The organism is Acidimicrobiia bacterium (genome assembly GCA_036271555.1).
GTDB lineage: Bacteria > Actinomycetota > Acidimicrobiia > IMCC26256 > PALSA-610 > DATBAK01.
The window spans coordinates 12,505-31,509 of record DATBAK010000087.1 but is presented as its reverse complement, the minus strand read 5'-3'; the positions used below and the strand labels follow the sequence as shown (position 1 = coordinate 31,509).

Here is a 19,005-nt window from a genome sequence, read left to right as displayed (position 1 = left end):
AACCCGCGGTGCTCGTGTCTCCGCCGCCGTCGGTGTGCGCGCGAGATCTTGGAAACCCCGTCAAGTCACCGTGAACTTGGCGGTCGTCGCCGTTCCGCCGGGCGTGCGGACACTGATCTTCCCGGTCGTCGCGCCCGCGGGCACCTTCGTCGTGATCGTCGTGGCCGAGTCGGTCTGTATCAACGCGGTGACACCGTTGAACGTGACGCTCGACGCGTTCTCGAGGTCGTGTCCGGAGATCGTCACCGGAGTGCCGACGCGGCCCGAATGCGGAGCGAAGCTCGTGATGCTCGGCGGCGGGATCACCGTGAAGGCGGTCGGGCTCGTCGCGACACCGCCCGCGGTGGTGACCGTGATCGTCCCCGTGCTCGCGCCCGCGGGCACCTTCGTCGTGATCGTCGTGGCCGAATCGGTCGTGATCGTCGCGGCGACGCCGTGGAACTTCACCGCGGTCGCGTGCGCGAGGTTCAATCCCGTGATCGTGACCGCGGCTCCGACCGCGCCGCTCGCGGGCTTGACGTTCGCGATGCACGGCACGCCCGCGGCGACGATGCAGTACGTGATCGACCGGACGATCGTGTCGGAGCTGGTCGAGAGCTTCGCGGTGTAGGGGCCGCTCGTCGCCGGGTTCTTCAGCCCGACGAGCTTGACGGTGACCGTCGCGCCCGCGGCGACGGTCGTGCCGCTGTACACCTCGCACACCACGACCGTCGCGTGGTCGACCTGGCAGCCGCCGGTCTGTGTGGAGCCGTGAAAGATCCCGCTGGCCGGCGCCAAACCGGTCACGCCCGTGCCCGCCGGGAGCGCGACCGTCACGGTGCTGCCCGTCGTGCCGGCGAGCCCGGTCGTCGCCTTGAACGACTCGACGTACGTGACGTTCGAGGCCTTCGTCACCGTCGAGCTCGGGGCGACGCTCGCGGTCGTGATGCCCGAGATCGCGGTGACCGTGTAGCTCGGCGACGTGATCGCTGTGTCGTCGGATGTCGTGCTGACCGTGAGCTTGTACGCCTTCGCGGTCGTCGGGTTGGTCACGCCGTTGAGGTCGGCCGTGATCGAGTCGCCGGCCGCGGTCGTCGCGCCGGCGTAGATGTAGCACTGGACGACGGGCTTCGTGGTGTCGGGAACGAGGCAGCCGCCGACCTGCGTCGCGCCGTCGATCACGGCGCCGTCGAGGAAGTCGGCGATCGACGTGCCCGACGGCAGGGTGATGTTGATGAGGCTGCCGGTGTCGCCGGCCATCCCGCCCGTCGCCGACGCCTTGAACGCGACCGCGTACGTCGTGAGCGCCTTCGCCGACGACGACGGCGCTGCGATCGCGACCGTGAGGTTCGCGAGGTCGTGCGCCGCGACCACGCTGTAGCTCGGTGACGTGATCGTCGTCGGGTCCGACGTGGTACTGACCGTGAGCTTGTACGTCGTCTTGGGTGCGGTCGGATTGGTGATGCCGTTGAGGACGGTCGTGAGGGTGTCGCCCGCGGCGGTCGTCGCGCCGCTGTAGACGTAGCAGTCGACGACGGGCTTCGTGGTGTCGGGAACGAGGCATCCGCCGACCTGCGTCGCGCCGTCGAGAATCGCGCCGCCGTGGAACGCGGCGACCGTGGTGCCGGGCGGCAGCGTGATCGCGATGATGCTGCCCGTGTCGCCGGCCATCCCGCCCGTCGCCGAAGTCTTGAACGTGGCGCGGTAGGTCGTGAGCGCGCCGGCCGCGGTCGTCGGCGCCGCGTTCGTGGCCGTGAGATTCGACAGGGCGTGTGCGGCGACGACGGTGTACGCGGGCGACGTGACCTTCGTCGTGTCGGACGTGGTGCTGACGGTGAGCTTGTACGTCGTCTTGGGCGCGGTCGGATTCGTGACGCCGTTCATATCCAGGGTGATGCTGTCGCCCCCGGGCACGTTCGAACCGCTGTAGACGTAACAGCTGACGACCGTCGGAGCGTCGACGAGGCAGCCCCCGAGTTGTGTCGTACCGTCGAGGAGCGCGCCGCCGTGGAAGCCGGTGAGCGACGTGCCGGCGGGCAACGTCACCGTGATGGTGTCGCCCGCGTCGCCCGACAGGCCGCCGGACGCCGACGTCTTCAAGTGCACCGCGTACGTCGTGAGCGCGCCGGCCGCGGCGCTCGGGTGCGAGATCGTGACCGTCAGAGCAGAGACCGCGGAGCTCGCGGCGGCGCTCGCCGCGGCGACCGGCGCGATCACCACCGCGATGGTGCTGAGGCTCGCGAGTGTCGTCCAGAACATCAGCCGACCCGATCGACGCGTCCGTGTGCTCATCGTCCGTCCTTGCTGGAGCCCACCGTGTCGGAGAAACGACGAAGCGTCTTGCGCGGACGTGCACTTGTCAAGCGCGCGGCGCAGTTCACGGTGACCTGATCACGCGTTTGGTCAGGCGGGCGCCGGGCGCGGCATATTTCCGCACATGAGCTTCACGCCCTACGACCGTCCGGTGCGCGCTGCGTTCATCGGGCTCGGTCGCATCTACGACCTGAACGTGCGCGCCTACCTCGACAACCCGGACGTCGAGGTGGTCGCGCTCGTCGACCCGAGCGAGGAGCGGCGCTCGCAGCGGCAGGCCGACTGGACCGCGGCGCGCACGTTCGCATCGGTCGCCGAGCTGATCGCAAGTGGTCTCGAGGTCGACGCGGTCGAATGCCTGCTCCCGATCCCGCTGCACGTCGACGGCGTGATCGAGCTGCTCGACGCGGGCTGGCACGTCAACCTGCAGAAGCCGATGTGCAACGACCTCGCGAGCGCGCAGCGCATGCTCGACGCGGCCGCCTCCAACGACCGCGTGCTGCGCGTGATGGAGAACTACCTCTTCTACGAGCCGCTGCGGAAGCTGAAGGCAACGGTCGAGTCGGGCGAGCTCGGCACCGTGAGCGGCTACCACATGAAGATGGTCGGCAGCGGCCGCGGCGGCTGGGACGTGCCGATGAGCAGCTACGAGTGGCAGGTCCGCCAGATGCGTGACGGGCGCGGGGTCCTCGTGTTCGACGACGGCTGGCACAAGCTTGCGACCGCGCTGTGGCTCTTCGGTCCGCTGCGCGAGGTGCGCGCGTGGATCGGCGCGACGGAAGTGGTGCCCGGATTCGCGATCGACGCGCCGACGACGATCCTGTGGGAGCACGCGAACGGCGTGCGCGGCGTGTGGGACATCACGATCGCAACCGACATGTACCTGCGCTCCGACTACTACACGAACGACGAGCGTTGGGAGGTGACGGGTCGGCAGGGATACGCGCGCGTCAACCGTTGCACCGGCCGCGGCATCCAGCAGCCGAGCCTCGACGTCTATGCCGACGGTGAGATGCGCTCGTACCACGCGCTCGACGACGACTGGGCGAGCAGCTTCCGCGATTCAGGTCGTCACTGGCTCCGGTGGTTGCACACCGGCGAGGGTCCGTTGCTGTGGGGTGGTGCGGAGGCGGTCGACGTGTTGCGCTTCGCGCTCGCGGCGTACGCGAGCAGCGAAGCCGGCGGCACGGGAGTCGATCCCGCGTCGCTGCGCTGAGCCGACGCGCGATCCGAGCTCGCGCGCGTCGTGCGACCGGTCGCCGTTCGGCCGACTGGTACGTGCCCGCGGCCTGGTACGCGCGATTCGCGCGTGTGGCGAGGGAACGGCATACCAGGAAGAGGTGCGAGGCCGGTGTGCCGACTCTCGGCGCGCCGGCTCAGGCGTTCGCCGGCGTCAGCCGACGGAACTGCTCGATCCGGAAGCCCCATTCGTCGTCCATCGCGTGATCGTTCGGATCGACGTTCACCGACATCGGGAAGCCGTACCGGTTGTCGTACTGCACGGTCACGCCGTCGGCCACGTGCATCTCGTGCCGCGCCGCCGAGAACACGTCGTCGACCGTCGGCTTTTTCGCGCGCGGATAGAGCTCGTGCAGCACCTCGGTGTGCGTGACGCGCCCCGCGTGCACGGTCACACGCACGCGATCGCAACAGGCCATGCCGCCTTCCTCGTAGACGTACGAGTAGTCGACGAGGTGTTGCGACCGCCACGTCGCCTGGTGCGCATCGAGCGTGTGACAACCAGGGCATCGCGAGACCGCGTGACCGACGTACCAACCGCCCGCGCCGACGAGCGCGGCGACGACGACGACCAACGAGATTCGACGCATGTGCACTCGGACGACGCGCCCCACCGGTTGGTTCCATGGAAGCGCACCTTCTCGCACTCGCTTGCTGCGGTTCCAGACACGCTCAGACGGGCGACCTCTGCTTCGCGTCGCCTCGCCGCCACCGCGCTCAGGCTCGACGATCGAGACAACCCCTGGGCTCGGGGCTCGAAGCGGTGCGACTCTGAGCCAGAGGGGGCGCCGCCTCCGCAACTCAGGTGAGCGCGGGTGCGAGGTAGCCGCCGTCCGCGTCGAGGAGGCCGGTGAGCAGCCGGTCCGGGCGCCAGTCTTCGAACCGGTCTTCGGTCCGGGCGCGGGCGAGCCAGATTTCGAGGTCGCGGAGCTGGTCGAGCACCGCCGCGCCGTGGAGCAGCGCGCGACCGTGCACTGGATCCCCGTCGCGAGCTGCGATCGCGAACGCGACACCGACGGCATCCGGGTCGGTGCTGTGTCCGTCCTCGGACACGAGGGCCTCGCACACCAGCCGACACAGGTCGATCTCGACCGGGCCGAGCACGGCGAACTCGAAGTCGAGGAGCGCGACGACCTCGCCGTCCCACAGGGCGTTCATCAGCGCGAGGTCGCCGTGGTTGACGACCTGCTCGACGACCGGCGCGGCTCGGTAGTAGGCGCCGATGATCTCGTGGAGCCGCGACCGCTGCACGTCGGTCAGACCCAACGCAGCACTGACGCGAACGGCCGCGGCCGTGGCGTCATCCGGCGTTGGTATGAAGCCCGATTCCGATCCGACGAGCAGACGGAGCGAGGGGGTCGCGTCGTGCACGACCCGTACGCGTGCCCACAGCTGGCGGATGGCTCGTCGCCGCTCCTCGAGTGTCAGCGTGGACCACTCCTCGTGCAGGTTCTGGCCGTGGACCTCCTCGGTGACGATCCAGTCGTGACCCCCGGTCGTGCCCGCCCCGAGGATCCTCGGGTGTCCGACTTCGGGCGGGAGAGCTCGCACGAGTGCGACCTCGGCGGCCATGGCGTCGACGAGTGGCGTGTTCGCAATCCGTATGGCCAGGCCGCCCCCGACCCAGGTCGCGTTCGACATCCCGAGAGCCCGACGCATCCGGTTCAGATCGCCGCCGTGCTGCGCGACGACTTGTGCGGCCAAGGACCGGACGACGGCAGCCTCGGTCGGGTCGCGGTGCTCGTCGAGCCAGTGTGTCTCCGTCTCGGGCTCTTTCATCGCTCGGACAACGAGCCGCCGGAGACGACGTGCCCGCGGGCGTCGCCCATCGACGTCGTCACGGCCAGGACCGTAATGGGCGGCCGCGGTTCAGATCGATGGGATACCTACAGCCGGTAAAAGGCGCGAGCCGGTCTGCACGCGTCCCCGATTGAACGCTCGCCCTCAACCTGACGCCGCGTGCTGCCATCCCCTATCCGCGGCAAGCGGCCACACCGAGCGACCCGGATCGCCGGATCACGGCGCCACCGCGCCGCGCCGGATCTGCCGCGCGGATGTCGCGGACGTGCTCGCCTGGGCCGAGCAAAATGCAACCGACGACGAGACGTTCACGCGGTTCGCGTTGGTTGACTCGCACGGTGAACGAGGCCTCGTGCATCTAGCCGGGGTGGATCCGACCGCTGCCGACAGTGCATAACTGCCGATGGCTTCGGGCGCGAGTTCGTCGTCTGGTCGTCTCTACCGATGGACGATCGCGTCTCTGCCGTCATACGCCGATGCGAGGCGTCTGGTCGCGTCGATCGCGAGTTGAAGAGGGCAAGCGGGCATGCGTGGTGCAGCACTTCGCATCGCGTCCCGATCGTCTGATCGAGATCCCCGATGGCGCGGTGCTCCGCGTTCCCGCGCCGCAGGGACGGTGGGTTCACCTCGAAGCGGCGCACGAAAAAGGGGTACTGCGATTGCAGGTTCGGTCGAGAGGTCGCGCGCTACGGTTCGTTCGATGGGGCGGTTGCACTGGACGGCACGGCTCTTCCCATCGTCGGATGGCACGCGGGACGCGCCGATCACGCGTCGCGGCCGGCTGATCTTCCGGGTGTCGCTCGTGGGAGTGGCGACGCTGTTCGTCGTGCTTTTCGTCGTCTCCGTGCGCTGATCCGCGGCAGACGAGAGCACACCTACCTGCCGTTCCGTGCGCCGACCGCAGCGCTCGCGGGCTTCCGACGGATGCTGCGCGATCAGGGAGCGCCGCGCCCCGAAGAGAAACGCGCGACGCCCGGCGCCGTTGGTGTGCTTTCGAGCCGACGGCATTGGCGGTGCGAGGCTGGTGTCGTGGCGATCAGGGCACGCGCGACCGCGCCTCAGGTGCCAGTGGTCGTGGCCGGCGAGGACTTCCGGTCCGACTACGCAGACGGCTTCATTGTCGAGCGCGTGAGCGCGCGACCGCCGGAAGCCTGGGCGCGGCAGACGCTCGAGCAAGGTCCGGCTGCACTGCGGTGGTTCGTCACGTTCGGCTGGCGCTATGTCCTCGGGCTTCACCTGGCGCGCGGCAGGTCGGCGGATCATGTTGCAGGTTGGCGCGTCGTGCGAAGCGACGCCGATGTTGTCGTCCTCGCCGTCGACTCCGGAATGCTCGGTCGCTGTCGGCTCACGTTCACCGCCGGTGAGTCGTCGGCGACAGCCGGAAGCAACCTCGAGTTCACCCGACCCGGCGCCCGAGCGATCTGGAGCGTCGCCGGACTCCTGCACCGACGCATTCTCCCGAGCCTGTTCGGCCACGCAGCCCGGAGCGCGTAGCTACCGATCTGCGGTTGCGAGTGGCTTTCGTTCAGGAGCGTGCTGTCGATTCGTCGAGTCGCGCTTGGAGCGGTTCGCGCCACTGCTCCGCGAGTGCGTCGTGCTCGGCGAGCGCCTCGGTCCGTGCGCGGTGGTCGAGGTGGCGGTCGCCCATCGCAAGGTGTGCGTCCTCCACGGTGAGACCGGCGGGATCGCGATGTGAGATCTCGATCGCCGATCCCGCGACGACCTCGCCGGGCTGCACCACGCGCAGATACCAGCCGGTGCGGCCCGACGTCCGCATCCGTTGTTGTACGTCGCGGCGTCGGCGATGGAGCGCGAGCTTGAAGCACGGCCAGCGGGGCTGACTGACTTGGAGGAACGCGTCGCCCCACTTCCACACGTCGCCGATGCGCACGTCGACTTCGACGACCCCGAGCGTCGAGAGGTTCTCGCCGAATGCCGCGGCACCGAGCGGGCCGCCCAGCTCCTCCGTCCACCCCGCGAGATGCTCGCTCGGATAGGCGTACACCGCCTTGTCGGGACCACCGTGTACCGCCAGGTCGGCCTGCGCGTCGCCCGCGAGGTTCCCGGACGAAAGCCACAATGCGGTCCCGAACGGCACCGCTCGTTTCGCGATCGAGCTGTAGACCCGCTCGCCGTCCGGCCCACTGAACAGGACCTCGGGCGTCCCGACGTTCACTGCGACGACCTCGATCATCGGGCGCCGCAACCCGTCGATCGACGCCGCCATTCCCCGACCGGTCGCCGATCAACGGCGGGCGCTACCGCGTGGGCGCTCGATCCGGCAATCTGTGCGCGTGAGCCGTGGCGACGATGGCGCGCGCCGGTCTTCGGTCCGGATCTCCACGAGCGAGGAGCTCGCCGCGGCGACGCACTCGTGAGCCACGCGGTCGTCTCGACGTCGACGCGGTCTCGACCCTGCCGTCGCACCAGAACCAGGGCTACGGCGGCGCGACCATGCAACGCCTCGCCGAGACGATCGGCGACTACGAGATCGGATGCCTACAGACCGACCGAACGTCGTTCTACGCGCACCTCGGATGGGAAGAGTGGCGCGGGCCACTCGCCGGGCGCAGCGACGACGGAGTGATCCCGACGCCGGACCAACGCGGCGTCATGGTCCTCCGGCTTGCGAACACACCTCCGGTCGACCTCGACGCCGCGTTGACCATCGAGTGTCAACCGGAACGCATCTGGGAGTGACGCTTCGAGACGCGACGGCGGCCGTCTCCGCGTCCAATCGGGCAACCTGGAGCGGTGCAGACGGAAGCGATCACCCGCGCGATGCGTGCGGCGGTGTCGATCGCCGCAGAGCTGAAGCTGGCGGTCGACGACGCGCATGTCGTGCACAACTCGAACAACCTCGCGCTCCGTCTTCGACCGTGCGACGTCTTCGCGCGCGTCGCGCACATCGGGCAAGAGGTCGCCCGGTTCGAGATCGATCTCGCGCAACGGCTCGCCGAGGCCGAATGCCCCGTGGCGGGGCTCGAGCCCCGCGTGCCGCCACGGGTCTATGAGCGCGACGGCTTCGCGATCACGTTCTGGACCTACTACGAAACGGTGGAATCGCGAACCGTCTCACCGGGCGACTACGCGAGCTCGCTCGAGCGTCTGCATGCCGGGATGCGCACGCTCGCTGTGGAAGCCCCGCATTTCACCGACCGAGTCGCGGAAGCACAACACCTTGTCGCGCAACGCGACCTCACGCCCTCGCTCATCGACCCCGACCGCGATCTCCTCGGCCGCGCGTTGCGAAGCGCGACACGCGCGATCGGTCAGCGCAGCGCGAGAGAGCAACTGCTCCACGGCGAACCGCACCCCGGCAACGTGCTGAACACGAAGAACGGGCTGCGCTTCATCGATCTCGAGACGTGCTGTCGCGGACCGGTCGAGTTCGACCTCGCGCACGTTCCCGAAGCCGTCGTCGATCGGTATGCGGGCGCCGACCGAGAACTGCTCGCCGACTGTCGGCTTCTCGTCCTCGCGATGGTTGCCGCCTGGCGTTGCGACCGAACCGACCAGTTCCCGGACGGAGAACGAGCGCGGCGCGCGCTTCTCGGCGCGCTCCGCGAGGGTCCGCCGTGGCCCGCACTCGACGTCGTGATGCGTCCGCCCGACGATTCGTAGCGACTCGACGCGTCAGCCGGCGGCGTCACAACTCGGAGGGGGCGCGCCGGAGTCGGGACGGAATCCGACCGCGCCGTTCGGGCTGATGAAGCCGGCCCCCGACGCCCCGCCGAGTCGCATCCACACGTTCATGTCGGGCACCCGACGATCGGGTGGAAGCTCCGAGTCCCACCGCCGCCCGTCGAACACGATGACTCCGTCGCAGGTTCCGGGGAGCGTGTAGGCGTAGTACCGGCCGACGACGACTCCCGTTCCGCAGGGCGGCGCCGTCTCCGCGCCGGTGCATTCGCCGTTCGGCCCGAGCCCGTTCCCCGGGGGCGGGATCGGACCGCAGAAGCTGCCGTTCATCGTCGGGGTGGTCGGGTGCGGCGGACACGGAACCGGCGGCGGCGCGGGATACGACCGCGGGCAGTCGAGCGCGGCGCGACCGCACCGCGCGGTCGTCGTCGTGGTCGCGGTCGCGGTCGTCGATGTCGTTTCCGCGAGGACTTTCGGCGCCGTCGATCGCGTCGCCGCGTGAACCGCCGCGACGGGTGCGGTTCCGGCGCCGCACGCGCCGAGCAGCATCGAGAGACCGACGATCACGGTGGAGGCTGCTGCGCGTCTCACATGCTCTCCGACGCAGATCGGCGACGATGCGTTCGCGGACAATGGTCGGGGTGGCGGGACTCGAACCCGCGACCTCGTGCTCCCAAAGCACGTGCGCTAGCCAACTGCGCTACACCCCGGCCGACGAATCCTATTTTCCTCCGAGGGAGCCGCGATCTCGGCGCCGGTAGCATCCATCCGGTGGCGGCGGGCGAAGGGGCGGCGGGGATCGCGCGCGTGTCGGCGTTGGACGGCGCGCGTGGGCTGGCGGTCGCGGGTGTCGTGCTGTTCCACGGCGGCCACCTGGTCGGCGGTTACCTCGGCGTCGACTTCTTCTTCACGCTGTCCGGTTTCCTGATCACGTCGCTCCTGCTCGCCGAGTCGGCGCACACCGGCCGCGTCCGGATGCGCGCGTTCTGGGCCCGCCGGGCCCGCCGGCTGCTGCCGGCGCTCGCGGTGTTGATCGTCGGCGTCGCCGTGTACGCCGTGGTCTGGGCGAAGCCAACGGAGCTTGCGCAGATCCGGGGCGACGCGCTCGCCACGCTCGGCTACGTCGCGAACTGGCACGACGTCTTCGCGCACACGAGCTACTTCGCGCTCTTCAACGCGCCGTCGCCGCTCGACCACACGTGGAGCCTGGCGATCGAGGAGCAGTTCTACATTCTGTGGCCGCTCGTGTTCGTCGGCCTGCTCCTGCGGTTCCGGCGCAACGCGCCGAAGGCCGTGCTGGTGACCGCGCTCGCGCTCGCCGCGATCTCGAGCGTGCTGATGGTCGCGCTGTACCACCGCACGAACTCGAACCGCGTGTACTACGGCACCGACACGCGCGCGGCGGCGATCCTCCTGGGTGTCGCGCTCGCGGCCACGCTCAGCGTCTACGGCCCGGTCGCGACCCGCCGCGCGCGCATCGCGCTCGAGGTCGCCGGCGTCGCGGCCGCGATCTTCCTCGCGATCGCGTGGGCGACGCTGCACGGCGAGTCGTCGAACCTCTACCGAGGCGGCTTTCTTGCCTGCGGTCTCGCGGCGACCGTGGTGATCGCAGCGGCGGTGCATCCCGAACGCGGTCCGCTCGCGCGCGTGCTGTCGTTCGGTCCGCTCTGCGCGCTCGGGCTGATCAGCTACGGCGTCTACCTCTACCACTGGCCCGTCGACGTGATCCTGAGCTCGCGACGTGCCCACGTCGGTGGTTGGCCGCTGTTCCTCCTGCAGACGGCCGTGACGCTCGCGATCGCCATCGCGTCGTACTGGCTCGTCGAGCAGCCGATCCGCCACGGCGCATTCAGCGCGCGCCAGCTCCGCGCGCTCGTGCCCGTCGTCGCCGTCGCGCTCGTCGCGGCCGTCGTCACCACGACGAGCGGGGCCGAGGCCACGCCGAAGATCGTCGTCTGGACGCCGCAACAGTGGACGTACTTCGCGACGGTCGCGCATCGCGCCGCGCCCGTCGACGCGCAACGCGTGATGGTCGTCGGTGACTCGGTCGCCGACTTCCTGGGGCGCGAGATGGGACACGTCACGCCGACCTCTCCGGTCGCGGTCTTCAACGAAGGCCTCAGCGGGTGCGTCTATCCGTCCGGCGTCGGGTACGAGCAGTTCGACCTCTCCGGCGGGGGCGACCACACCCGCCCGGCCGGCGTCTGCAACGCGAGCTGGCAGTCGAGCGTCGTCGACGCGTTCCGGCCGAACCTGGCGTTCCTCGTCCTTGCCAGTCCCGCGACTCGCGTGACGTACGGCGGCCGCTGGATCCGTCCCTGCAGTGAGCCGTACGACTCGCTGTTCGAGCGCGACGTCATCAGTGAGATCCGCACCCTTGGCAAGGACGGCTCGCGGGTCGCGGTGACGACGACGGCGTATGCCGCCAACGAGTTCGCCGGCACCGACCGCGGCACCGACTGCAACAACCGGCTGCTCGCGCGCGCGGCGCGCGCGACGGGCGCCTCGCTCATCGACCTCTTCCACTACGTCTGCCCCGACGGCACGTGCCGCACGAAGCTGCACGGTGTGACCCTGCGTCCCGACGGCCTGCACTACAGCGGACCCGGCGGTCAGCTCATCGCCCGTTGGCTGCTCGATCAGGCGAAGCCGCCGCGAGCCGAGCGCTCGGCCGTATGGACGCCCCCCGGCCCTGCGACCAGAATTGGGTGATGGCCGATCGTGTGCTGACGCCCGAGAGTCGCTACACGATCGTCTCCGTCGACGGCCACGCGGGCGCCGACATCAACGGCTACAAGCACTATCTCCCGGCGCGGTGGCACGACGAGTTCGACGCGTGGGCCGCGGCGTACGTCAACCCGTTCGCCGATCTGCAGGCACCGACCGCGTATCGCAACTGGGACAGTGATCGCCGGCTCCAGGAGACGGAGTCGCAGGGCGTCGTCGCGGAGGTGCTGTTCCCGAACACGGTGCCGCCGTTCTTCGCGCAAGGAAACCTCGTCGCGCTCGAGCCGACCGTCGACGACTACGAGCGACGCCTCGCGGGCGTGCAGGCGCACAATCGCTGGCTCGCCGACTTCTGCGCGGCCGCGCCCGGTCGGCGCGCGGGCGTCGCGCAGATCTTCCTGAACGATCTCGACGACGCGCTCGCGGAGGTGCGTTGGGCGAAGGAGAACATCGACGTGTGCGGCGGCATCATGCTGCCGTCGGTCGCGCCGAACAGCGCGCTCGCGCCGCTGTGGGATCCCGTCTACGAACCACTGTGGGATCTCTGCGAGGAGCTCGGTGTCGTGTTGAATGTGCACGCGGGCAGCGGGCTCCCGGACTTCGGTGAGCACGAAGCCGCGCGCGCGATCATGCTCATCGAGATCGCGTGGTTCGCGCACCGCGCGGTCTGGCACCTCATCTTCGGCGGTGTGCTCGAGCGCCATCCGAATCTGCGCATCGCGCTCACCGAGCAGGGGACCGGTTGGATCCCGCGCGGCATGGAGACGCTCGACTGGTTCCACCGCCGCATGGTCCACGGCGGCGCGGCCGAGGCCGTGTTCTTCGGCGCGGTCGCGAAGAACATGTCGCTCACACCGAGCGAGTACTTCGCGCGCAACTTCTGGGTCGGCGCGAGCTTCCTGCGCTCGTCGGAGAGCTCGCTGCGCTACGAGGTCGGCGTCGACCGCATCATGTGGGGCGCCGACTACCCGCACTCCGAAGGCAGCTACCCGTACACGACCGAGGCGCTGCGGGTCGCGTTCGCGGCCTGCCCGCCCGAGGAGACGCGGCGGATGGTCGAGACGACGCCCGCGTCGGTCTACCACTTCGATCTCGACCGGCTGCGCGCGATCGGCGACCGCATCGGTCCGACGGTCGGCGACGTGCGGGTGCCGCTCGACCCGATCGACTACCCGGCCGACTCGACGTGCAACGCCTTCGACAAGGACCAGGTCGTCAAGGCCTGGTGACGCGAGCGCCGGGCACGGCGCCCGGCACGCGTCAACCGTTCCAGCGGACCTGGTACTCGTCCTTCCACCACTCCGCGCGCCGGCGTTCCTCGTCGGTGGTGACGAGCGTGACGTCCTGACCGAGGTCGTTCGGCGTGGGTCCGATGCGCGAGGCGATCGGTTGCAACGCGTCGAGGTCGAAGCCGTAGCAACGCGCCGCGGTCGCGCCGAGCATGAGCTGCGCGTCCTCGACGGGCACGTCGCCGAAGTCGCTGCGCAACCGCGCGATCGTGTTCGGCCACGTGCCTTCCGGGTGCGGGTAATCGGTGCCCCACATCGCGACGTCGCACCCGATGGAGTGCCGGCGCCGGATCTCTTCCTTCGACATCGTCGACGCGCCGACGAAGATGTTCTCGCCGAAGTACTCCGACGGCAGCTTCGAGATGATGCCCTTCATCATGGCGGCCATCTTCTTCGTCGTGTGACCGCCGCCGAGGTACTGGTCCCACTTCCACTTCATGTCGGGCACCCAGTACGCGGCGCCTTCCGTGACGACGAACTTCAACCCGGGGAAGCGCTCGAACACCCCGCCGAAGAGCAGGTGCGCGATCGGGCGGTGCGTCCACCACACCACCTCGGCGAGGTAGATGCCGATGAAGTCGTTCATCTCCTCGCGCGGCGCTTCACCGGAGTGCACGTGCACCGGGAGACTCGCGGCCTCGCACGCGGCCCACACCGGGTCGTAGTCGGGATGGTTGTACGGCAGCCGATCGCGCCACATCGTCGGCACCATCACGCCGCGGATACCGGGCGTGCCCGCGAGCCACTCGACCTCCGCGACGGCGCGGGTGATGTCGTGACAGATCGGCACGAGCCCGATGCCGCCGCGCCGCTCCGGGCTGGTCGCGCACAGGTCGACGAGGAAGCGGTTGTGCGCGCGGGCGCCCGCGAACGCGAGCTCGGGATCCTCGATCGTTCCCGCCGAGAGCCCCGCGCCGAACGGCGGTGACTCCATGCCCGTGATCGCGTCGGCGTCGGCGAAGAGCACCTCGGCCGCGACGCCGTCGGCGTCGAGCTCCTTGTCGCGCTGCTCGGCGTCGTACGCGCCGCGCAGTCCCTCTTCGTTCGTCGTCTCCCAGCTCGTGATGTAGTCGTAGTTGAGCTTCATCTGCTGGTCGCGTTGCGCGTGCCGTTCCGCGAGGTAGTCGTCGAACGCGTCGAAGTAGCGCGCGTCGAGGAACGGCCGGTACTCCTCGCACGGCAGACCCGCGTGCGCGTCGGCGGAGATGATCGTGTAGCGCTCGTCCGGTTTCATCGGCGCTCAGTCCTTCTTGCCGAGCACCGACAGGTCGTCGAAGCGCTGGTGGACGAACGGCAGCAACCAATCCGCGGGTACGCGCTCGACGACCTCGCCGTGCTGGTTCGTGGTGATCTGCGCGAACTCCATCGACACGATCCGGTTGACGGGGATGTCGGCGATCGGGTCGAGCGGTGAGTCGTGCAGTGTGAGCGTGCCGTCGAGGCGACGGCCGTCGCGTGCTTCCTCGTGCCGCGCGACGTGCACGAGCGCGGGTTCGGTGTCGAAGCCCTTGCCGTCGGGCGACGGACTGCACTTGAAGTAGAAGTCGGTCTTGTCCTTCGGCGCGATGTCGATCGACTCGCGAAGCTGGCCCTTCACCTCTGCGAGCGGGAAGCCCATGCGGTCGAACCACGCGTGCACCTCGTTGCCGTGGATCTCGATCGCGACGCGGCCGATCTTCTTGGGTTCGCCGAACGTCTCGCGTCCACCGACCGTCGCCTGCTCCGTCGTCATCGGCATGAACAGCGCGTACTCGCCTTCCTTCGAACCGTGCCGTGCGCGCACGCCGAACCAGCCCGCACCGAACGTCGGAATCCCGGTGCCCATGTCGACGACCGCGAAACGCACGCGGGCGAGCGGATCCGACGGCTCGAGCGGGGCGGGCAACACCGCGCGGATCACGTCGGGATCCGTCTCCCACACGACGGTGACCGCCGTCGACCAGATCGGCGCGCTGACCGCTTCGACTTCGCGGTTGCGTTGCGCTTCGGGTGGTCGAGCTCCGTAGCGAATCGTCGGCATGACGTCCCCTCGCGTTCGATGCTCTCGGTAGTGTTCCACGCCACTCGGCTCCTGCGCAGGGGGACCATGCGCGACATCGAAGGCAAGACCGCGGTCGTCACCGGCAGTGCCTCCGGCATCGGCCTCGCGATGGCGCGCCACTTCGCGCAGTCGGGGATGAAGGTGATGCTCGCCGACATCCAGCCCGATCCACTCGCCGACACGGTCGCCGCGCTGCGGGCCGACGGCCTCGACGCTGCGGGTTGCGTCACCGACGTCACGAAGCCGGAGTCGGTGCAAGGGCTCGCGCGCGAGACGCTCGCGACGTTCGGCGCGGTGCACCTGCTCTGCAACAACGCGGGAATCGGACCCGGCGGTCAGACGATGCTCTGGGAGTACGAGCCCGTCGACTGGCGCTGGTGCCTCGACGTCAACGTGCTCGGCATCGCGTGGGGCCTGCGCGCGTTCGTGCCGATCATGTTGGAGCAGGGCGACGAAGGCCACATCGTCAACACGTCGTCGGGCAACGGCGGCATCGCGCCGATGGGCGACGCGCCGATCTACGCGATGTCGAAGAGTGCGGTGACCACGCTGACCGAGCTCCTCTACTACCAGCTGAAGACGCAGGACACGCGCGTGTCGTGCTCCGTGCTCTATCCGGGACCGAACTGGTTGCGCACGCACTTGTGGGACGCGTGGAAGACGCGCCCGGCCGAGTACACGCGCGAGCAGCAACGCACGACGCCCTACCCGACGCTCGACGAGTTCGAGAGTCAGATGGAAGCGGCGGGCACGCCGTTGCCCTTCACACCGCTCGAAGAGGTCGCGCAGCGCGTGCTCGACGCGGTGCGATCCGACACGTTCTGGATCAACCCGAGCAGTGACGAGCCGCTCGACGCGCGCTACGCCGCGATGAAGGCGCGCCGCAATCCCGACTACTTCCGCAACTGGAATCCGACCACGGGTCAGTGAGGACGAACGGTATGCGCAGGTTCGCGTCGGTGATGTTGGTGGGCGCCATCGTCGCCGCGGGCTGTTCGTCGTCGCACCACACCGCGACGACGCTTCCCAAGGGCCTGACACCGAAGACCGGCGAGCTCGTCGCCCCGCCCGCGTCGCCGGTCGCGCGGCCGACCGTTGCCGGACCCGTGACCGGCGGGACTCCCGACATCCCCGTGAACGCGATGCCGACCGGCTTCGCGAAGCAGTACGGCTATTCCGAACACGAGTACTTCTTCTCGGGCACCGCGACCGCGTACGGGCCCAAGGGCACCTGGGGTGAGGACGGCAAGTGGACGGTCGCGCCGACGACCACCGCCGCGTACAAGTCGCGGATGGTCGTGCGCGTGCCGACGGATCCCGCGCGCTTCAACGGCACGGTCGTGCTCGAGTGGTTCAACGAGACGGCCGGACGCGACTCCGACCCCGACTTCGGCTTCGCGCACACCGAGCTCCTCCACGACGGCTTCGCGTACGTCGGCGTCTCCGCGCAGGCACTCGGCATCACCGGAACCGGCGGGTTCACGATCCCGATCCCCGGCTACAACCCGGTCTCGTTGAAGATGCAGAACCCGAAGAGGTACGCGTCGCTCTCGCATCCCGGCGACGACTACTCCTACGACATCTTCTCGCAGGCCGCGCAGGCGATCTGGCGACCGAAGGGCGTGAACCCGCTCGGAACGCTGCATCCCTCCCGACTGATCGCCACCGGCGAGTCGCAGTCGGCGTCGCGCATGGTCACCTACGTGAACGCGATCGCGCCGGTGTCGAAGTTGTTCCAAGGTTTCATGATCCACAGCCGCGGCAACGACGGTGAGCCGGTCAACGCCGCGGCGAAGGACTCAGTGCCCGACGTCGTGCACATCCGCGGCGACGAGCCGTGGCCGGTGATGACCGTCGAGACCGAGACCGATCTGTTCGGGCTCGGGTTCGCGAAGGCGCGCCAGCCCGACACGAACCGCTTCGTGACGTGGGAGCTCGCCGGCACCTCGCACGCCGACCAGACCACGCTCGACTACGGCATCGCGTCGGGTCACGTGTGGTCGCCGGGCGAGAAGGCTCCGGACTTCACGTCGCTGTGCGGGGTGATCAACGACGGTCCCGAGAACTACGGCCTCGACGCCGCGTTCGCCGCGCTGAATCTCTGGGTCACGAACCACGTGCAGCCGCCGCATCCCGCGCCGATCGACACGACGGCGTCGACGATCGTGCGCGACGCGGTCGGCAACGCGCGCGGTGGTGTGCGGCTGCCCGCGGTCGTCGTGCCGATCTCGACGCTCGACGGCACGTTGAAGCCGGGTGTGAGCGTCATCTGCTCGCTGTTCGGGAGCACCACACCGTTCACGCCCGCGCATCTGCGACAGATCTATCCGACGCACCAGCGCTACGTCCTCGACATCGGCAAGGCGACGCAGGAGGCGAAGACGCTTCATCTCCTCACCAATGTCGACGCCGAGGCGATCGAAGCGGCGGCGAACGCGGCCCCGATCCCAAGCTGAAGCCGAAGGGAGACGTCACGGTGGCCATCGACCTCGTTCGTGCCGACGAGATCTCCGCCGCGGTCGACGCGCGCGGCGCGTTCGCGATCGCGGGCGAGCTCGACGCGTTGCCGGCGCCGTTCACCGAGCGGTTCGCCGAGGTGTCGGGCTTTCGCGGCAAGGCCGGCGAGCTGCTGACCGGTGTCGACGGGAGCGGGCGACCGTTCGTGGTCGCCGGACTCGGTGCGCGGCACGCGCTCGGCGCGCGCGTCGTGCGGCGCGCGGCGGGCGCGCTCGGTCGCGCGTTGCAGCACGCGGCGACGATCGCGGTCGAGCCCGGTGCCGTCGCGGTCGACGCGCTCGGCGCCGAGGCCGCGGCGCGCGCGGTCGCCGAGGGCGTCGTGCTCGGTGTGCACCGCTTTGCCGGGCACAAGTCGCAGGCCGATGCCCTCACGCTGAGCCGCTGCGAGGTCGTCGTCGCCGATCCCGCGGCCGATCGCGGTGTCGCGCTCGGCGCGATCGTCGCGAGCGCGGTCGCCTTCACGCGCGATCTCGCCGACGAGACACCCGCGCGCCTCGGTGCGCCGCGACTCGCGGAGATCGCGACCGAGGTCGCGGCCGCGCACGATCTACACGTCACGGTCTGGGACGAGCACGACATCGAGCGCGAGCGTCTCGGTTGCCTGCGCGCGGTGAACGCGGGATCGCGCGAGCCCGCGCGCCTCATCCAAATCGAGTACACGCCGCCGGGCGTCGACGATCCCGAGACGATCGTCGTCGTCGGCAAGGGCATCACGTTCGACTCGGGCGGGCTCTCGTTGAAGCGTCCCGAGCACATGTACGAGATGAAGGGCGACATGGGCGGGGGAGCGGCGGTCCTCGCGGTGCTCGGCGCCCTGCCCGCGATCGCGCCGCGCGTGCGCGTGGTCGGCATCGTCGCCGCGACCGACAACCTTCCCGGTCCGGACGCGACGCGACCCGGTGAGGTCGTCGTCGCGCGCAACGGCAAGACGGTGGAGATCCTCGACACCGACGCCGAGGGTCGACTCGTGCTCGCCGACGGGCTCTCGCTCGGCGCGGAGCGCGAGCCGGTCGCGATGTTCGACATCGCGACGCTCACCGGTTATCGCACGCTCGGTCCACTGTTCACCGCGGTGATGGGCAACGACGACGCGCTGGTCGCGCGCGTGCTCGACGCGGCGGCGCGCGCGGGCGAGCTCGCGTGGCCGCTCCCGTTGCCCGAGCAGTACCGCGAGAACATCGACTCGCCCGTCGCCGACCTCCGCAACATCGGCGATCCCGATCAGGCCGACTCGCTGCTCGCGGGCCTCTTCCTGCGCGAGTTCGTCAACGGCATCCCGTGGGTGCATCTCGACATCGGCGAGACCGGCTGGTCGAGCAAGGACGACGGCGAGCTCACGAAGGGCGCCACCGGCGCCGGCGTCCGCACCCTGCTCGAGCTCCTCGCCGCCTGGTAGCGCACCGCCCGCGGCCGGTGACCTCGTGCCGCGCCTACGCCTGCGCGCGGCTCGCGTTGCCC

17 protein-coding genes and 1 tRNA gene are annotated in these 19,005 nt (G+C 69.6%); 10 read left to right on the top strand and 8 right to left on the bottom strand.

What is annotated here, in order from left to right:
• Positions 1-60 precede the first annotated feature (60 nt).
• Positions 61-2,271 carry an IPT/TIG domain-containing protein gene (locus tag VH914_20195; GenBank protein ID HEX4493535.1) on the bottom strand — a complete coding sequence of 737 codons (2,211 nt, stop codon included), beginning with the start codon at positions 2,269-2,271 and terminating at the stop codon, positions 61-63.
• A 145-nt stretch (positions 2,272-2,416) separates the two neighbouring features.
• Here VH914_20195 and VH914_20190 point away from each other — a divergent pair, with 145 nt between their 5' ends.
• Positions 2,417-3,508 carry a Gfo/Idh/MocA family oxidoreductase gene (locus VH914_20190; GenBank protein ID HEX4493534.1) on the top strand — a complete coding sequence of 364 codons (1,092 nt, stop codon included), beginning with the start codon at positions 2,417-2,419 and terminating at the stop codon, positions 3,506-3,508.
• Positions 3,509-3,668: 160 nt separating this feature from the next.
• Here VH914_20190 and VH914_20185 read toward each other — a convergent pair whose 3' ends face one another.
• Both VH914_20185 and VH914_20180 read right to left on the bottom strand, forming a co-directional pair.
• Complete coding sequence (locus VH914_20185) at positions 3,669-4,121, bottom strand: DUF6174 domain-containing protein (GenBank protein ID HEX4493533.1); 453 nt, start codon at positions 4,119-4,121, stop codon at positions 3,669-3,671.
• Between the two features lie 211 nt (positions 4,122-4,332).
• Complete coding sequence (locus VH914_20180) at positions 4,333-5,310, bottom strand: phosphotransferase (protein ID HEX4493532.1); 978 nt, start codon at positions 5,308-5,310, stop codon at positions 4,333-4,335.
• A 721-nt stretch (positions 5,311-6,031) separates the two neighbouring features.
• On the opposite strand from VH914_20180, the gene VH914_20175 reads away from it, so the two are divergent.
• The gene (locus VH914_20175) at positions 6,032-6,184 is read left to right on the top strand and encodes a hypothetical protein (GenBank protein ID HEX4493531.1); all 153 of its coding nucleotides are present in this window, start codon (positions 6,032-6,034) and stop codon (positions 6,182-6,184) included.
• A gap of 71 nt (positions 6,185-6,255) precedes the next feature.
• Entirely contained in the window at positions 6,256-6,825 is a 570-nt protein-coding gene (locus tag VH914_20170; protein HEX4493530.1) for a hypothetical protein, read from the top strand.
• Between the two features lie 31 nt (positions 6,826-6,856).
• Here VH914_20170 and VH914_20165 read toward each other — a convergent pair whose 3' ends face one another.
• Positions 6,857-7,558: an MOSC domain-containing protein gene (locus VH914_20165; GenBank protein HEX4493529.1), complete on the bottom strand. Its 702-nt coding sequence runs from the start codon at positions 7,556-7,558 to the stop codon at positions 6,857-6,859.
• A 227-nt stretch (positions 7,559-7,785) separates the two neighbouring features.
• Here VH914_20165 and VH914_20160 point away from each other — a divergent pair, with 227 nt between their 5' ends.
• Positions 7,786-8,031, top strand: coding sequence for a hypothetical protein (locus tag VH914_20160; protein ID HEX4493528.1), 246 nt, complete (start codon positions 7,786-7,788; stop codon positions 8,029-8,031).
• 54 nt (positions 8,032-8,085) lie between these two features.
• Positions 8,086-8,955, top strand: coding sequence for a phosphotransferase (locus VH914_20155; protein ID HEX4493527.1), 870 nt, complete (start codon positions 8,086-8,088; stop codon positions 8,953-8,955).
• Between the two features lie 12 nt (positions 8,956-8,967).
• Here VH914_20155 and VH914_20150 read toward each other — a convergent pair whose 3' ends face one another.
• Together VH914_20150 and VH914_20145 are read right to left on the bottom strand one after the other, a co-directional pair.
• Positions 8,968-9,564 (bottom strand): hypothetical protein, encoded by a 597-nt coding sequence (locus VH914_20150; protein ID HEX4493526.1) that lies wholly within the window; start codon positions 9,562-9,564, stop codon positions 8,968-8,970.
• Between the two features lie 42 nt (positions 9,565-9,606).
• Positions 9,607-9,683, bottom strand: a tRNA-Pro gene (locus VH914_20145).
• A gap of 61 nt (positions 9,684-9,744) precedes the next feature.
• Here VH914_20145 and VH914_20140 point away from each other — a divergent pair.
• Together VH914_20140 and VH914_20135 are read left to right on the top strand one after the other, a co-directional pair.
• On the top strand, positions 9,745-11,685 hold the full coding sequence (locus VH914_20140; protein HEX4493525.1) for an acyltransferase family protein: 1,941 nt from the start codon (positions 9,745-9,747) through the stop codon (positions 11,683-11,685).
• Entirely contained in the window at positions 11,685-12,929 is a 1,245-nt protein-coding gene (locus VH914_20135; protein ID HEX4493524.1) for an amidohydrolase family protein, read from the top strand. Before VH914_20140 ends, VH914_20135 begins: the two co-directional genes overlap by 1 nt.
• A 31-nt stretch (positions 12,930-12,960) precedes the next feature.
• Here VH914_20135 and VH914_20130 read toward each other — a convergent pair whose 3' ends face one another.
• Positions 12,961-14,223 carry an amidohydrolase family protein gene (locus VH914_20130; GenBank protein ID HEX4493523.1) on the bottom strand — a complete coding sequence of 421 codons (1,263 nt, stop codon included), beginning with the start codon at positions 14,221-14,223 and terminating at the stop codon, positions 12,961-12,963.
• 6 nt (positions 14,224-14,229) lie between these two features.
• Positions 14,230-15,009, bottom strand: a complete 780-nt coding sequence (locus VH914_20125; GenBank protein HEX4493522.1) for an acetoacetate decarboxylase family protein — start codon at positions 15,007-15,009, stop codon at positions 14,230-14,232.
• A gap of 66 nt (positions 15,010-15,075) precedes the next feature.
• Between VH914_20125 and VH914_20120 the strand changes: the two genes are divergently transcribed.
• The 3 genes from VH914_20120 to VH914_20110 are packed head-to-tail and all read left to right on the top strand — an operon-like array spanning position 15,076 to position 18,943.
• Entirely contained in the window at positions 15,076-15,960 is an 885-nt protein-coding gene (locus VH914_20120; GenBank protein HEX4493521.1) for an SDR family NAD(P)-dependent oxidoreductase, read from the top strand.
• Between the two features lie 11 nt (positions 15,961-15,971).
• Entirely contained in the window at positions 15,972-17,486 is a 1,515-nt protein-coding gene (locus VH914_20115; protein HEX4493520.1) for an alpha/beta hydrolase domain-containing protein, read from the top strand.
• A 20-nt stretch (positions 17,487-17,506) separates the two neighbouring features.
• Positions 17,507-18,943: a leucyl aminopeptidase family protein gene (locus tag VH914_20110; protein ID HEX4493519.1), complete on the top strand. Its 1,437-nt coding sequence runs from the start codon at positions 17,507-17,509 to the stop codon at positions 18,941-18,943.
• Positions 18,944-19,005 lie beyond the last annotated feature (62 nt).

Excerpts from the sequence above, each read along its gene's own strand:
- VH914_20135 (HEX4493524.1), top strand. The coding sequence starts at position 11,685 with ATGGCCGATCGTGTGCTGACGCCCGAGAGTCGCTACACGATCGTCTCC.
- VH914_20170 (HEX4493530.1), top strand. The coding sequence starts at position 6,256 with ATGCTGCGCGATCAGGGAGCGCCGCGCCCCGAAGAGAAACGCGCGACG.
- VH914_20185 (HEX4493533.1), bottom strand. The coding sequence starts at position 4,121 with ATGCGTCGAATCTCGTTGGTCGTCGTCGTCGCCGCGCTCGTCGGCGCG.
- VH914_20195 (HEX4493535.1), bottom strand. The coding sequence starts at position 2,271 with ATGAGCACACGGACGCGTCGATCGGGTCGGCTGATGTTCTGGACGACA.
- VH914_20115 (HEX4493520.1), top strand. The coding sequence starts at position 15,972 with ATGCGCAGGTTCGCGTCGGTGATGTTGGTGGGCGCCATCGTCGCCGCG.
- VH914_20165 (HEX4493529.1), bottom strand. The coding sequence starts at position 7,558 with ATGGCGGCGTCGATCGACGGGTTGCGGCGCCCGATGATCGAGGTCGTC.
- VH914_20160 (HEX4493528.1), top strand. The coding sequence starts at position 7,786 with ATGCAACGCCTCGCCGAGACGATCGGCGACTACGAGATCGGATGCCTA.
- VH914_20125 (HEX4493522.1), bottom strand. The coding sequence starts at position 15,009 with ATGCCGACGATTCGCTACGGAGCTCGACCACCCGAAGCGCAACGCAAC.
- VH914_20130 (HEX4493523.1), bottom strand. The coding sequence starts at position 14,223 with ATGAAACCGGACGAGCGCTACACGATCATCTCCGCCGACGCGCACGCG.
- VH914_20190 (HEX4493534.1), top strand. The coding sequence starts at position 2,417 with ATGAGCTTCACGCCCTACGACCGTCCGGTGCGCGCTGCGTTCATCGGG.
- VH914_20120 (HEX4493521.1), top strand. The coding sequence starts at position 15,076 with ATGCGCGACATCGAAGGCAAGACCGCGGTCGTCACCGGCAGTGCCTCC.
- VH914_20175 (HEX4493531.1), top strand. The coding sequence starts at position 6,032 with ATGGGGCGGTTGCACTGGACGGCACGGCTCTTCCCATCGTCGGATGGC.
- VH914_20180 (HEX4493532.1), bottom strand. The coding sequence starts at position 5,310 with ATGAAAGAGCCCGAGACGGAGACACACTGGCTCGACGAGCACCGCGAC.